The 13,683-nt window shown below is 62.9% G+C and carries 12 protein-coding genes and 1 rRNA gene; 4 read left to right on the top strand and 9 right to left on the bottom strand.

All coding sequences use genetic code 11. The features are described from left to right. The first annotated feature begins 35 nt into the window (after nt 1-35). The 4 genes from ACF8SD_RS17535 to ACF8SD_RS17550 all read left to right on the top strand — a co-directional run bounded on the left by ACF8SD_RS17535 (nt 36) and on the right by ACF8SD_RS17550 (nt 3,817). A complete protein-coding gene (locus ACF8SD_RS17535; protein ID WP_173890797.1) occupies nt 36-563 on the top strand; it encodes a TRAP transporter small permease in 528 nt (175 codons plus the stop codon). Further along, the gene (locus ACF8SD_RS17540; protein ID WP_173890798.1) at nt 564-1,844 is read left to right on the top strand and encodes a TRAP transporter large permease; all 1,281 of its coding nucleotides are present in this window, start codon (nt 564-566) and stop codon (nt 1,842-1,844) included. It begins immediately after the preceding gene. Nucleotides 1,845-1,998: 154 nt separating this feature from the next. After that, nucleotides 1,999-2,922, top strand: coding sequence for an EamA family transporter (locus tag ACF8SD_RS17545; protein ID WP_173890799.1), 924 nt, complete (start codon nt 1,999-2,001; stop codon nt 2,920-2,922). A gap of 25 nt (nt 2,923-2,947) precedes the next feature. Then, entirely contained in the window at nt 2,948-3,817 is an 870-nt protein-coding gene (locus ACF8SD_RS17550; protein WP_392484548.1) for an aldose 1-epimerase, read from the top strand. Nucleotides 3,818-3,838: 21 nt separating this feature from the next. Here the strand turns inward: ACF8SD_RS17550 and ACF8SD_RS17555 are convergent, their stop codons facing one another. From ACF8SD_RS17555 to rrf, 9 genes are all read right to left on the bottom strand, one after another. Then, nucleotides 3,839-4,735: a LysR family transcriptional regulator gene (locus tag ACF8SD_RS17555; RefSeq protein WP_392484549.1), complete on the bottom strand. Its 897-nt coding sequence runs from the start codon at nt 4,733-4,735 to the stop codon at nt 3,839-3,841. 83 nt (nt 4,736-4,818) lie between these two features. Continuing rightward, nucleotides 4,819-6,855: a pyridoxamine 5'-phosphate oxidase family protein gene (locus ACF8SD_RS17560; protein ID WP_392484550.1), complete on the bottom strand. Its 2,037-nt coding sequence runs from the start codon at nt 6,853-6,855 to the stop codon at nt 4,819-4,821. Between the two features lie 21 nt (nt 6,856-6,876). After that, complete coding sequence (locus ACF8SD_RS17565; RefSeq protein WP_029885569.1) at nt 6,877-7,506, bottom strand: glutathione S-transferase family protein; 630 nt, start codon at nt 7,504-7,506, stop codon at nt 6,877-6,879. Between the two features lie 214 nt (nt 7,507-7,720). Continuing rightward, the gene (locus ACF8SD_RS17570; RefSeq protein ID WP_392484551.1) at nt 7,721-8,272 is read right to left on the bottom strand and encodes a UPF0149 family protein; all 552 of its coding nucleotides are present in this window, start codon (nt 8,270-8,272) and stop codon (nt 7,721-7,723) included. A 94-nt stretch (nt 8,273-8,366) separates the two neighbouring features. Further along, entirely contained in the window at nt 8,367-9,356 is a 990-nt protein-coding gene (locus tag ACF8SD_RS17575) for an asparaginase (RefSeq protein WP_392484552.1), read from the bottom strand. Continuing rightward, nucleotides 9,353-10,507 (bottom strand): hypothetical protein, encoded by a 1,155-nt coding sequence (locus ACF8SD_RS17580; RefSeq protein WP_029885572.1) that lies wholly within the window; start codon nt 10,505-10,507, stop codon nt 9,353-9,355. Before ACF8SD_RS17580 ends, ACF8SD_RS17575 begins: the two co-directional genes overlap by 4 nt. Before the next feature lie 10 nt (nt 10,508-10,517). Further along, nucleotides 10,518-11,414, bottom strand: a complete 897-nt coding sequence (locus tag ACF8SD_RS17585) for a nitrilase family protein (RefSeq protein WP_392484553.1) — start codon at nt 11,412-11,414, stop codon at nt 10,518-10,520. 223 nt (nt 11,415-11,637) lie between these two features. Further along, nucleotides 11,638-13,281 carry an acetolactate synthase large subunit gene (locus ACF8SD_RS17590; RefSeq protein WP_392484554.1) on the bottom strand — a complete coding sequence of 548 codons (1,644 nt, stop codon included), beginning with the start codon at nt 13,279-13,281 and terminating at the stop codon, nt 11,638-11,640. 229 nt (nt 13,282-13,510) lie between these two features. Next, nucleotides 13,511-13,626, bottom strand: a 5S ribosomal RNA gene (gene rrf, locus ACF8SD_RS17595). Nucleotides 13,627-13,683: the final 57 nt, after the last annotated feature.

The raw sequence follows: 13,683 nt of genomic DNA on the forward strand, positions 1-13,683 counted from the left end.
GCCGCGTCAGCCGCCCTGCCGCTTTGGTGATGCCCATGAAAAACCTCTTTCTGCGTGCCAACGACACGTTGTACCGCGCCTGTATCTGGGTCGCCGGCCTGTCGATCCTGAGCATGTCGCTGATCATCCCGTGGGGCATCTTCGCCCGCTATGTACTCGGCACCGGGGCCAGCTGGCCAGAGCCAGTGGCCATCTTGCTGATGGTGGTGTTCACCTTCGTTGGCGCCGCCGCCAGCTACCGCGCCGGGGCGCACATGGCGGTGGCGATGATCACCGACCGCCTGCCACCGCTGCAGCGCCGGCTGGTGGCCCTGCTGGTGCAGGTGCTGATGGTTCTGGTGTGCCTGTTCATGACCTGGTACGGCACCCAGCTGTGCATCACCACCTGGAACCAGTTTCTGGCCTCCCTGCCCAGTGTGCGGGTGGGCATGACCTATGCGCCGATCCCGGTAGGTGGCGTGCTGACCTTGGTATTTGTGCTGGAAAAACTCCTGCTGGGCGACCAGAGCCACCGCAAAGTGGTGCGCTTCGACCAACTGGAAGAAAACGAAGGAGCGGCGTAAATGGATGCGTTCATTCTGTTGGGCAGTTTCATTGCGCTCATCCTGCTGGGCATGCCCGTGGCCTATGCCTTGGGCCTTTCGGCGCTGATCGGCGCCTGGTGGATCGACATACCGCTGCAAGCGATGATGATCCAGGTGGCCAGCGGGGTTAACAAATTCTCGCTGCTGGCCATTCCGTTCTTCGTGCTGGCCGGCGCCATCATGGCCGAAGGCGGCATGTCACGGCGGCTGGTGGCCTTTGCCGGGGTGCTGGTGGGTTTCGTGCGCGGCGGCCTTTCGCTGGTCAACATCATGGCCTCGACGTTCTTTGGTGCAATTTCAGGCTCGTCGGTGGCAGACACCGCCTCGGTGGGCTCGGTGCTGATCCCGGAGATGGAGCGCAAAGGCTACCCGCGCGAGTTCTCTACCGCCGTGACGGTCAGCGGCTCGGTACAGGCGCTGCTGACCCCGCCCAGCCACAACTCGGTGCTGTACTCGCTGGCGGCGGGCGGCACGGTCTCGATCGCCTCGCTGTTCATGGCCGGGGTAATGCCGGGGTTGCTGCTGAGCGCGGTGATGATGGGCCTGTGCCTGCTGTTCGCCAAGAAGCGCAACTACCCCAAGGGTGAGGTCATCCCGCTGCGCCAGGCGCTGAAGATTGCCGGTGAGGCACTGTGGGGCCTGATGGCCATGGTGATCATCCTGGGCGGTATCCTCTCGGGCGTGTTCACTGCGACCGAGTCGGCAGCCGTGGCGGTCGTCTGGTCATTCTTCGTGACCATGTTCATCTACCGTGACTACAAGTGGCGCGACCTGCCCACGCTGATGCACCGCACGGTGCGCACCATCTCGATCGTGATGATATTGATCGGCTTCGCGGCCAGCTTTGGCTACGTGATGACGCTGATGCAGATTCCATCGAAGATCACCACGGCGTTCCTCACCCTGTCGGACAACCGCTATGTGATCCTGATGTGCATCAACTTCATGTTGCTGCTGCTGGGCACGGTGATGGACATGGCGCCGCTGATCCTGATCCTTACGCCGATCCTGTTGCCGGTGATCACCGGCATCGGCGTGGACCCGGTGCATTTCGGCATGATCATGCTGGTGAACCTGGGGATTGGCCTGATCACACCGCCGGTGGGCGCCGTGTTGTTCGTCGGCTCGGCGGTGGGCAAGGTGAGTATCGAATCGACGGTCAAGGCGATGGTGCCGTTCTACCTGGCACTGTTCCTGGTGCTGATGGCGGTGACCTACATTCCGGCCATTTCGCTGTGGCTGCCTAGCGTGGTGCTGTAAATAAAAGCGGGGCCGCTTTGCGGCCCATCGCCGGCAAGCCAGCTCCCACAGGTATTGCGCAAGCCTAACAGCGGTGCTGTCCTGTAGGAGCTGGCTTGCCGGCGATGGGGTGCTGAGCAGCCCCCTTGGCCCTACCTGCAAACGGATCCTGCACATGGCTGTCCCCTCCTCTGCTCCCCCGCTGTTCCCGCGCAAGCTGGCCATCGCCCTGCTGGCTCTGCTTGCCTGCTCATTCGCCGGTAACCACATCGCCGCACGCATCGCCTTCGATGACGGCACCGGCGTGCTGCTGGCCATACTCTGCCGTTCCGGCCTCACCTTCCTGGTGCTGGCCGGGGTACTGCTGTGGCAACGCCAGGCGCTGGCGCTGCCCGCTGGCACCCACCGCTGGCAACTGCTGCTTGGCTTGCTCATCGCCACCCAGAGCCTGTGCCTTTATTCGGCGGTGGCGCGCATTCCGGTGGCCCTGGCCTTGCTGGTGGGCAATACCTTCCCGATGCTGCTGGCGTTGCTGACCTGGGCGCTGGGCGGTGCGCGCCCCACTGGCCGCACCGTGCTGTTCATGGGCTTGATCCTATGCGGCCTGGTGTTGGCGCTGGATGTGCCGGCACGCCTGGCCGACAGCGGTGCGGGCAACCCGCACTGGGGGCAGGGGGTCAGCCTGGCCTTCGGCGCCGCTTGTGCCTTTGCATGCGCGTTGTGGATCACCGACCACAAGCTGGCTAGCGTGCGGGGCCCGGTACGCAGCCTGCTGACCCTGCTGATCGTGTTCTCCAGCATGCTGCTCGCGGGCGCCAGCGGGGTGATGCCGGCCGGTTTGTCGCTGCCGGGCAGCAGCAGTGGCTGGGTGGCGCTGGCCAGCCTGGTGCTGCTGTACGGGCTGGCGTTCAGCTTGCTGTTCGTCTGCGTACCCAGGCTGAACATGGCGCAAAACGCCCCGGTGATGAACGTCGAACCCATCGCAACTTTACTGCTGGGTTGGGCCCTGCTCGACCAGCAACTGGGCCCGCTGCAATTGCTCGGCGGCGCCGTGGTGGTATGCGGCATCGTGCTGCTGACTTACCGGCGGGCCAATTGATCGCTCTGCTCCAGAGGAACCTTGCATGGCTGTGACCACACTGCACCTGCAGGACCGCCTGACCCGCCTGAGCCTGGCGCCGGAATTGGGTGCCAGCCTGGTCAACTGGCAGGTCAAGGCAACCGGGCAGGCACTGCTGCGCCACTCCGACGCAGCTGCCTTGGCCAGCGCCGCGCCCAGGCGGCTGGCTTGCTACCCACTGGCGCCTTGGTACAATCGGGTTGCCGAGGGTGGTTATGCCCGGCCGCAGGGCTGGCAGGCGTTGGCGCCGAATACCGAGCACGACCCCTATCCCATTCATGGCAGCGCCTGGCAGCAAGCCTGGCACGTTGCGCATCACAGCGAACAGCGCGCACGGCTGACGCTGGACAGTACCGTACCCTTCGCCTACCAGGCCGCGCTGGATATACACCTGCATGAAGGCTGCCTGACCCTGGACCTGCATGTGACGCACCGGGATGATTCGGCCAACTGGTATGGGTTGGGCCTGCACCCTTATTTTCCGCGCTACCCGGCTACCAGGCTGTCTGCGCCCGCGCGCCAGGTGTGGCTGGCCGAGGCTGGGCGCTTGCCGTCGTATCAGGCCACGGTGCCCGAGCCGTGGCGGTTCGAAGCACTGGGCCACCTGCCCGAGACGCTGGTCGACCACGCCTTCAGTGGCTGGCCGGGGCACTGTGTGATCGAACAGCCGGGGGCTGGCTACCGGCTGGCCTGTCGCGCCAGCGGGGCGGAGCACTTCTTGCTGTTCTGCCCGCTGGGGCAAGGCTTCTTCTGCTTCGAGCCGGTCAGCCACCCGGTCAACGCCCATCACCTGCCCGGCCGGCCCGGGCTGAGGCTGTTGCAACAGGGTGACACGATGAGCCTGGGGTTCAGCATGCAGTACCAAGCGTTGTAACGCGTTGTAGGCGCTACGTGCTCACTCCAGCTGCTGGTCCCGCAGCGCCTGCGCCAGCATGTCGATGAAGGTTCTGACCTTGGCCGACCCGTACTTGCTCTCGCGGTGCAGTATGTGAATCGGCCAGGGTGCTTCCTCATACTCGGCCAGAATCACCTGCAACTGCCCGCTCGCCAGTTCATCAGCCACCTGGTATGACAATAAACGGGCAATCCCGAAGCCACCGCAGGCCGCAGCGATAGCCCCATCATTGCTGGTCACCGTCAGCCGCGGTTTCATGCGCACCAAAGTCGGCTCATCGGTCACGCCAAAGCGCCAGCCGGCTCGGGGGGACAGGTTGGTGGTACCGATCACCGCATGCCCGGCCAGGTCAGAGGGGTGCCTGGGCACACCGTGGCGCGCCAGGTAGTCGGGCGCAGCGCACAACATGCGCCGGACCTGACCGACCCGCAGGGCCTTCAACCCGGAGTCGGGCAACGGGCCGATGCGCACGGCCACATCCATGCCTTCCTCGACCAGGTTCACCACGCGGTCGAGAAAGTAGGCGGCGACGTCGACTTGCGGATACTGCTGCAGGTAGCGAACGATGCTGGGCATGACGAAATTCTTGCCGAACAGGATCGGTGCAGTCACCGCCAGGTCGCCCTTGGGTGTGGCATTGATGCCGGCCGCCGCTTCGTTGGCCTCGTGAATGCTGGCCAGGATATGCCGGGTGTCCTCCAGGTAGCGGCCGCCTGCCTCGGTCAGGCGCACGCTGCGAGTGGTACGCAGCAGCAGCTTGACCCCCAGCTGCTCCTCCAGGGCGCTGACGGCACGGGTGACGGCGGCCGGGGAGATGGCCAGGCGGCGGGCAGCAGCGGCGAAGCTTTCCAGCTCACCTACGGCGACGAATACCTTCATCAGGTGGATCTGGTCCATGCGAGCTCCTGGGGGCATGAGGTGTCGGGATTATTATTCATCTGGGTATTTTCTGCTGCCCGCGAGGAGGCGGGGCTGGTGTATCAGATGTCCAGCACCAGGGCCTGTACCCCCGCCTGCACCTGCGCCGGCACGGCACAACAGATCAACACCGACCCCGCCTCCGGTAGCTCTGCCGGTGGATTCGGGTAATGCACCTGGCCACTCACCAGTCTGGTCTTGCAGGTACCACACGAGCCACCCCGGCAGCTGAACTCCGGCGCCAGCCCGCGCGCCTCGGCCAGCTCCAGCAAGGTACCGCCGCCGGGTGCCCAGCGCGCCTCCTTGGCCGACGCCGCAAAGTACACCGGTACTGGCTCGCTGGCAGCGGGTGGCTGCTGCAAGGCGGGCTGGTCGGCGTGCGTGTGCCGGCGCAACGTCGACGGCCCAAACGCTTCTGCGTGAATCCGCGCATCCGGCACATGCACGCCGCGCAACCCTTCATACAAGTCCTGGGTAAAACTGCCCGGTCCGCACAGGTAGAACTCGTAGTCGTCCAGTGCCAGCGTCGCCTTGACCTGCCCGATGCCCAGGCGCCCGGCAAACTCGTAATCCCGCCCAAGCAGCGCATGGCTTTCCGGCTGGCTCAGGGCGCGATGAATGTGCAGCAAGCCCTCGGCCCGTTGCTGCAGACTCGCCAGCTCCTGCCTGAACGGCAGGTCGGCCAGGCTACGCGCCCCCTGGAACACGTGGATAGCCCGGGCCTGCCCATGGCTCAATTGCTCACGCAGCATGGCCAGCAACGGCGTAATGCCTACGCCAGCGCCAATCAGCACCAACGGCCGCGTGCTCTGTATGTCGAGCGTGAAACTGCCCATGGGTGGGCGAACGTCAAGCACATCGCCTGGCGCGATGCGCGCATGCAGGTGGCGGGAAACCGGGCCCTGGGCTTTGACGCTGATGCGCCAATAGCCGTCGGAAGGTGCGCTGGACAAGCTGTAGGTGCGGATAAGCGGTGCCTCACCGTCGCGCTTGACCTGCACCGGTACATGTTGCCCGGGTGCAAACGCCACAGCGGTACCGTTGGGCGGCTGGAGGTAGAACGAACGGATATCGCGGCTCTCCTGCTCTACCCGCAGCACCCGCCAGGCTTGCCATTGGCGCTGCTGCTGACGTTGCTGCAAACGCGCATCGGCCTCGGCCCAGGTACCGGTCATCAGGCTGGTGGGGGCGTACGCCTTGAAGGCCCAGCGCAGGGAAACCGCAGCCGGCCGCCACACCACCTGGTCGACCTCCAGCGTCCACAGCCGCTCTGCACCTTCGAACGCCTGGATGGCCGGGCTTTCCAGCAGCACCTCGGCACGCCCGCCCACCTGCAGCACGTTGCCGTTACTGAAGTCGATGAACAGCAAACCTGCCCTCGGGTTGACCAACAAGTTGCCCAAGGTGTTGAAGTGCAGGTTACCGGCGTAGTCGGGGATGGTCAGCGTATTGCCTTGGACCCTGACGAATCCTGGCCGACCGCCTCGGTGGGACACATCCACCGAGCGCTGACCGGTGTCATGCTCGACATAGCTGGCGACGAAGAAGGTGTCGGCAGACTGGATCATACTGGCGGTCGTGGCATCCAGGAATGTCGCATCGATGCGCCCCTGGGCCGGTTCGGCGACGCGCGTGTAGTCGCGTAACTGGATGTATTGCGGGCAGTTGCCGAACGACTGCTCTACCGTCACCTGCAATTGCCCTGCGACCGCCTGGCGGATCTGCCCGTTGAGGCGGTTGCGCCGGCGGGTGTGCAGTTCGATGCCCAGCAGGCCGATTGCCTGCCCGGCGACCAACCCAGGGGTCGCCGGGTCATCGGCCGCTAGCCTGGTGTCAATCGTCAACTGGCGTGGGTTGGGCGAACTGACGAAACCTTCCGGCCCTTCCAGCAGCGTCGCCCAGGGCCGCCCCTGAGCGTCTACGCTGGCCGCCACCATGAACGGCAACTGGTGGTAGAACGTGCGGTGCTGGTCGGGCATGTAGTCACGAATGACCTTTTGCCCGAACGCCTCCATGCGCTCTGCTACTCCGACCTTTTCCTGCAGGGTTTTCTCGCCCGCATGCCAAGGCGAGGGGCGGTGATCGGGGGACTGTTGCATGGTGGCGTTCCTCGCAGGGGATCAGACGCTGGTCTGCAGCCCGATGACAGTGCGGGGCATCGGTACGAAGCCCGGCAATGCCTCGATCCGCGCCAGCCAGCTACGTACGTTGGCATACGGCTCCAGCGACACGTTGCCCTCCGGTGCGTGGGCGATGTAGGAGTAGTTGGCGACGTCGGCGATGGTCGGCGTGTCGCCTGCCAGGAACGGCGACTTGGCCAGTTCGGCATCAATCACCTTGAGCAGGGTGTGCGCCCGGGTAATCACTTCGTCAGTGTTGAACGAAGCGCCGAACACGGTCACCAGGCGTGCAGCGGCCGGGCCAAAGGCCAGCGGGCCTGCAGCGACCGACAACCAGCGTTGTACACGGGCGGCAGCGGCTGGCGCTTCGGGTAGCCAGGTGCCGTTGTCATATTTTTTGGCGAGGTAAACGAGGATTGCGTTGGAGTCTGCGATCACCGTGCCGTTGTCATCGATGACCGGTACCTGCCCGAACGGGTTGAGGGCCAGGAAGTCCGGCTGCTTGTGCGCACCTTTGGCCAGGTCAACGAACACCAGCTCGGTAGGCAGGTTGAGCAGCGAAAGCATCAGCTCGATGCGGTGGGCATGGCCGGACTTGGGGAAGTTGTAGAGTTTGATCGGGTTCGACATGGGCTTGGCTCCTGGTCAGCACCGGATTGGGCTGATGGAGCACATGCTGCACTGATTCGACTGGCAGCAGAATCGGTGCGCGGGGGAAACCATAATTTCGCCAGATGGAATAATCAACCGCCCATGACAAACAACAGTCTGCGTTTTTCGGGCGTTTGCTGACGGATCAGCAGTGCGGCCCCGGCAAGTACCGCAGCAACCGAGCCCGTGTGCCTCAGTGCGGCTTCTTGAAGTAGCGGTACAAATCACGCGCAGCTTCGATCACCTTGGGCACACAAGCCTGGATATCCGCTTCGCTCATCTGGTCCAGCAGCTCGAAGTTATCCTCCAGCCCGTGCAAAGAGATGGCTTTGAGCAACTGGTCCTGCTCCGGCGGTAAAGCTTCCCAGTTGGCGATCTGGGTGGCGCGCATGTAGCCGAAGCACCATTCTTCCATCACGACCACGGTGCCCTGCTCGTCTTCTGTCTCCTCGAACAGCGGCTCGAACTGATCGATGTGGTCGCCCAACTGTTCAGCTACCTGGCCGGCATACCGCAGCAGCAATGCCACGTAGGCTTCTTCATGGGCCGGTTTCTTGAACTTGGGCACCTTGCCACCTGCCACTGCCGGCAGCCAGTGCTCAGGGGTGACCGTGGTCGGCGAGCTAGCCAGCGCAGTGAAAAAGCCATTGAGCTCGGCCAGGTTTAGTACCGAGTAGTCGTTGCCGTAAGTGATCAACAGGTCTTCGAGGCGGTGCAGTTCTTTTTCGCTGAGTGGCGGGAGCATCGGGCAGGGAATCCTTGCTAGCAAAAGTGTGTGCACCCTAGCACAGCAATGCTTGAAGGGTTGCCCGTGCAAGGCACTGCACGGGCAAATTTCCTCAGGTGGGCAGCCAACCCGGCAACTCATGCTGCCGGTCGGCGCCAATCAGCAGCCACAGCAAGATGCGGCACTTGCGCGGGCAGAGGTGCCCGGCCATGTGCACACCTTTTTTCTGCAAGTCGATCTCGGAGCCGGAAAAACCGTATGTTGCGCGGGCTGTAGCCCCCTCACCTGTACGAGTGGCGACAATGACTGGCAGGGTTGGCGTCATGTGCTCCAGAACATCAGACCAATTGCCGGAAACATGGCCGGCGCCGAACCCGGCGATGACCAGCCCGTCGTAGCGCAATGCGGGCAGAGCCTGCAGCAATACAGTGTCGGCGTCCAGGCACGCCTCCAGCAGGATGACGCGCTGGTCGGTACGCCCCGGTAGCGGGAGTACCTCCCGCCTGTCTGGGGGATGGCGGTAGGTTGCAACACCTTCTACAACTTCCCCCACAGGACCGAAACCAGGCGAGTCGAATGCCGCTATCGCCAGGCTGGCTGTCTTGCGAACCTTTGTCGCACGATGGATCTGATCATTCATCACCACCAGCACACCACGCCCACCGCTGCCTCGTGCCAATGCAACCTGGGCCGCAGCCAGAAGGTTGGCCGGGCCATCGTTGCCCGGCTGGCTGGGCGAGCGCATTGCACCGGTCATCACCAAAGGCGCATCGAATGGCCAGAGCAGGTCAAGGAAATAGGCCGTTTCCTCAAGGCTGTCGGTGCCTTGGGTCAGTATCACGGCCCGGGCACCGCCCTCGACTTCGCAGCGAGCCCAGGCCAGTACTTCCAGCAACGCGTTGAAGCTGAGCGATGCACTGGGGACCAGGCTCAATGACGTTACAGTCAACTGCGCCATTTCGCGCAACTGCGGTACCTGAAGCAGTTGCTGCTCACAGTCCAGGGTGGGCGTTACGCCACACCCACCCGCTGTAGCCTGCATGCTGACCGTCCCGCCCAAACTGGCGATCGACAGCTTGGGCAGGTCCGAATGCTCAATCATCCTTCTCCCCCCACCAGTAACCCGATCAGCGGTACGATTCCCAACGTGCTGATCGCCATCGACACCACGTTGCCGATGTAGCCATGCACATAACCCGGCAACCGCTGCGTGATCGCCACTGCCAGCGGCGGAGCCACCAGGGCCCCCAGCACTGCACTGGCCACAATGACTTGCCAACTACCGCCATGCGTCAGCACGGCGGCCGGCACGATCGAGACAATCGGAATATAAGTCGGATACCACCCCCGGGCTTGCCACTGGCCGCGCCAGAATACGACCCCGACCAAGGATGCCAAGACCTGTCCGGCCAGTATGTGCAACGCCAACATTGAACCGTATGCAGGTGCTGCCGGGGCCAACAGGTAAGCCAGTAACAAACCCAGTAGGAGACCCAGACTGGCCAGCTCATTGCCAAAGAAGGGGGCTTCACTGAAATCGGCCAGTACACGCCGCAAAGTCCAGATCACACCGTAGGATGGCTGGCTGGCCACAGGCTTCACAACGTCGGGTTCGTGGCTTTGACGGACCCATGACGGGTAGCGCTTGCACAGCAGGAAAGCGGCGGCACTTGCCACGGCCATTCCACCCACGTTGCCGATAACCACAGGCAACTGCAGGGGGTAGCACAGGTAGTTGACCAGCAGCAGACTCGCCGGGGTTACCAGTAATGCCCCCAGCAATGCGCCTGCTATCGCCACACGCCAGCCCGCCCCATACAACAGCACCATGGCTGCCGGCAACGACACGAAGGCCACGAACGTTGGTTGCCAGGTACCACTGGCCAAGGTCCATCCCCACAAGGCATGGCTAAGTAAAAGGCCCATCAGCGAGCTGGTGAACACCCATGGCCACAGTCCGCTTCCATAGCAGATGGCAAAACCCTGCCAGCGGTACCCCCGAAGATGGGCCCAATGTGCCAGGCTGGCGCCTAGCAGCAAGCCCAGCGCAGGCAGCTCATGCTTGTAGAATGCGACCTCGCTGATATCGCCCACTATCCAGCGCAAACGACTCAGCGGTTGGTCCAGTGTCGCCGCCAGTTGCCCGTAGTCTGGCCACGGGCCTAACGCAAGACTGGCTGCCAGCAGCATTGCCAGGCAGGTGAAGATCAGCACGGGGGCGTGCTGCCGATTGGGCAGCAGTAATGGCTTCATGTGCGGATCCTCAGCGTGGCATAGGCGCATGCAGGCGGTAGCCAAGCGCAGCATCGTAGAGGTCGGTACGGCGATCACGCTGCAGGTCGTTGAGGCTGCTCCAGATCGGCGCTGAACGCGCGCTGCTGAGGTCGACATCGGCGTAGACAATGCTTTCCTCCTCCGCACTGGCCACAGCACCAATGGGCCAACCGTTGGTTCCGGCAATCAACGAACAACCGAGAAAGCGCCCTCCTCGCTCACTGCCGATACGGTTTGCGGCGGCGATGTAGACATTGTTCACATGCGCGGCTGTCATGGTCAGATACGACGCCATGCAACGCCCTGTTTCATCGAACAGTGGAGGCGGTGTCCACACCCAATTGTTCAAGCTGCATATGATGTCTGCCCCTTGCGCTGCCATGAGCCGTGGCACTTCAGGGAACCAGATGTCCCAGCAGATCAGCAGGCCGATACGGCCGATTGGCGTCTCGAATACAGGGAAGCCGAGGTCGCCAGGGGTGAACCAGAGCTTTTCCTGGTTCCACAGGTGGGCCTTGCGATAGTGGCCAAGCAGGCCGTCGGGGCCAAACAATACGGCGCTGTCGTAGAGCTTAAAGCCCTCCCGCTCGGCGAATCCTGCTGCCAGGTACACCTGATATTCCCTGGCGAAATCAGCCCAGGCTTTCAGGCTGCGGCCCGCCTGCAACGTTTCGGCATGGGCATAGGCCTCGGCACGGGAGTGAAAGGTGTACCCGGTGTTGGCCAGCTCGGGCAGCACGATCAGATTGGCACCTTCACGCACCGCACGCCGGGCCAGTGCCAGGCCTCTGCTCAGGTTGCCATCGCAGTACTCTAGCCCGACTTGTGGGTCGTACTGGATGACAGCGATACGGACAGGGCTGACGGGGGGGCAATGTTCGGACATGGCGACTTCCTTTTTGTGGTTGTTTTGGAAGGTCGCCAGTAGAGCGGGGTTGGGGTTGGGAGAGACAGTCGGGCGATTCTCAAGCAGTTGAAGGATCTTGGAGAGGAGTGAGTGGGAAACGCCCTAGGATAAAGAGCGGGAAGGAGTGATTGCCCACAGCCAGCTGACGCAGGATCATAAGCTCCCTGCGCCTGCTGGCCCTATGAAGGGCTTGTGGATCTGTTTACACCGCCAGCGCGCGCTCACGCAGCTCGCTGTTGAGGATGCGGTCGTTTTCGCTGTAGTCGACCGGGCAGTCGATCACGTGCACGCCTGGGGTCTTGATGCAGTGCTCCAGCAGCGGCAGCAGGCCGTCGGCGCTTTCCACACGGTGGCCATTAGCGCCGTAGGCTTCGGCATACTTGACGAAGTCCGGGTTGCCGTAGTCCAGGCCGAAATCGGTGAAGCCCATGTTGGCCTGCTTCCAGCGGATCATGCCGTAGCCGTCGTCACGCAGGATCACCACGGTGATGTGCATGCCCAGACGCACGGCGGTTTCCAGCTCCTGGCTGTTCATCATGAAGCCGCCGTCACCGCACACCGAAATCACCGGGCGATCCGGGTAGACCAGGTGTGCAGCCATGGCCGATGGCAAGCCAGCGCCCATGGTCGCCAGGGCGTTGTCCAGCAGCACGGTGTTCGGCTTGTGCGCCTTGTAGTTACGGGCGAACCAGATCTTGTAGATGCCGTTGTCCAGGGCCACGATGCCTTCGGACGGCAGCACGCGACGAATGTCGGCCACCAGGCGCTGTGGGTAGACCGGGAAGCGGTCATCGTCGGCGCCTTCGGCGATCTGGGCTTCGTTGGCTTCACGAATCGCCATGAGGCGGGTGAAGTCCCAGTGCGAAGTGTCGCCCAGGCCTTCAGCGATCTGCCACACGGCGTTGGCGATGTCACCGATCACTTCAACCTGCGGGAAGTACACGGCATCGACTTCGGCGGAACGGAAGTTGATATGGATGACTTCGGTGCCGCCACGCACCATGAAGAACGGCGGCTTCTCGATCACATCGTGGCCGATGTTGACGATCAGGTCCGCCGCTTCGATCGCACGGTGCACGAAATCGCCGGACGACAGCGCAGCGTTACCCAGGAAGCGTGGGTGGCGCTCATCGACCACACCTTTACCCAGCTGGGTAGTGATGAACGGGATGCCGGTCTTGTCGATCAGTTGCTTGAGGACCTTGGCGGTCATCTTGCGGTTGGCACCGGCGCCGATAACCAAAATCGGACTGCGGGCTTTGTGTAGCTTTTCAATCGCTGCTTCGATGGCCACGTGCTCGGCCAATGGGCGGCGGTGCAGGCTGCGCGGGATCGGCAGCGCGTCGGTCTGCTCGGCGGCGATGTCTTCCGGCAGTTCCAGGTGCACGGCACCCGGCTTTTCTTCTTCAGCCAGGCGGAAGGCTTCACGCATGCGCGAGGGGATGTTGTCGGCCGAAGCGAACTGGTGGGTGTACTTGGTGATGGGGTCCATCATGCCGCACACGTCGATGATCTGGAAGCGGCCCTGCTTGGACTTCTTGATCGGCTTCTGGCCGGTGATCATCATCATCGGCATGCCGCCCAGGTAGGCATAGGCGCTGGCCGTTACCAGGTTGGTGGCACCCGGGCCGAGGGTCGACAGGCTGACGTCGGTCTTGCCGGTCAGGCGGCCGTAGGTAGCCGCCATGAAGCCTGCAGACTGCTCGTGACGGGTCAGTACCAGTTTGATCTTCGACTTGCGCAGGGATTCGAGCAGGTCGAGGTTTTCCTCGCCAGGGATGCCGAATACATACTCGACACCTTCGTTTTCCAGGCATTGCACAACGACATCGGCGGCCTTGGCCATCTTGCTTGCTACCTCAAGTGATGGGACGGTGGAAGTCCAGAAATGCGCAGCACGGTGCGCTGGCATCGCCAGGTCGAGGGGCAGGGATGCCCCGGACCTAAGCCTTGACGAAGGGTAGCCGAGGGAAAGTCACGTTGTGAGGGCGGTAATATTGTCGCAGCCCGGGACAACGGCGTGAGAAAGACAAAACCCCTACCTGCATGCGCAGATAGGGGTTTTGCGAAATGAATCTTGACGATGACCTACTCTCACATGGGGAAACCCCACACTACCATCGGCGATGCATCGTTTCACTACTGAGTTCGGGATGGGATCAGGTGGTTCCAATGCTCTATGGTCGTCAAGAAATTCTGTAGCCAGAATGTCCAGATGGACAGCCCAGCGAATTCGGATATGTGATGT

Origin of the sequence: Pseudomonas sp. CJQ_9, from assembly GCF_043106615.1 — a bacterium.
GTDB lineage: Bacteria > Pseudomonadota > Gammaproteobacteria > Pseudomonadales > Pseudomonadaceae > Aquipseudomonas > Aquipseudomonas juntendi.

What these genes read in the sequence shown, in the direction of transcription:
- ACF8SD_RS17570 (WP_392484551.1), bottom strand. Translation starts at nt 8,272, where the DNA reads ATGCTCCCGCCACTCAGCGAAAAAGAACTGCACCGCCTCGAAGACCTG.
- ACF8SD_RS17565 (WP_029885569.1), bottom strand. Translation starts at nt 7,506, where the DNA reads ATGTCGAACCCGATCAAACTCTACAACTTCCCCAAGTCCGGCCATGCC.
- ACF8SD_RS17560 (WP_392484550.1), bottom strand. Translation starts at nt 6,855, where the DNA reads ATGCAACAGTCCCCCGATCACCGCCCCTCGCCTTGGCATGCGGGCGAG.
- ACF8SD_RS17540 (WP_173890798.1), top strand. Translation starts at nt 564, where the DNA reads ATGGATGCGTTCATTCTGTTGGGCAGTTTCATTGCGCTCATCCTGCTG.
- ACF8SD_RS17585 (WP_392484553.1), bottom strand. Translation starts at nt 11,414, where the DNA reads ATGTCCGAACATTGCCCCCCCGTCAGCCCTGTCCGTATCGCTGTCATC.
- ACF8SD_RS17575 (WP_392484552.1), bottom strand. Translation starts at nt 9,356, where the DNA reads ATGATTGAGCATTCGGACCTGCCCAAGCTGTCGATCGCCAGTTTGGGC.
- ACF8SD_RS17545 (WP_173890799.1), top strand. Translation starts at nt 1,999, where the DNA reads ATGGCTGTCCCCTCCTCTGCTCCCCCGCTGTTCCCGCGCAAGCTGGCC.
- ACF8SD_RS17580 (WP_029885572.1), bottom strand. Translation starts at nt 10,507, where the DNA reads ATGAAGCCATTACTGCTGCCCAATCGGCAGCACGCCCCCGTGCTGATC.
- ACF8SD_RS17535 (WP_173890797.1), top strand. Translation starts at nt 36, where the DNA reads ATGAAAAACCTCTTTCTGCGTGCCAACGACACGTTGTACCGCGCCTGT.
- ACF8SD_RS17590 (WP_392484554.1), bottom strand. Translation starts at nt 13,281, where the DNA reads ATGGCCAAGGCCGCCGATGTCGTTGTGCAATGCCTGGAAAACGAAGGT.
- ACF8SD_RS17555 (WP_392484549.1), bottom strand. Translation starts at nt 4,735, where the DNA reads ATGGACCAGATCCACCTGATGAAGGTATTCGTCGCCGTAGGTGAGCTG.
- ACF8SD_RS17550 (WP_392484548.1), top strand. Translation starts at nt 2,948, where the DNA reads ATGGCTGTGACCACACTGCACCTGCAGGACCGCCTGACCCGCCTGAGC.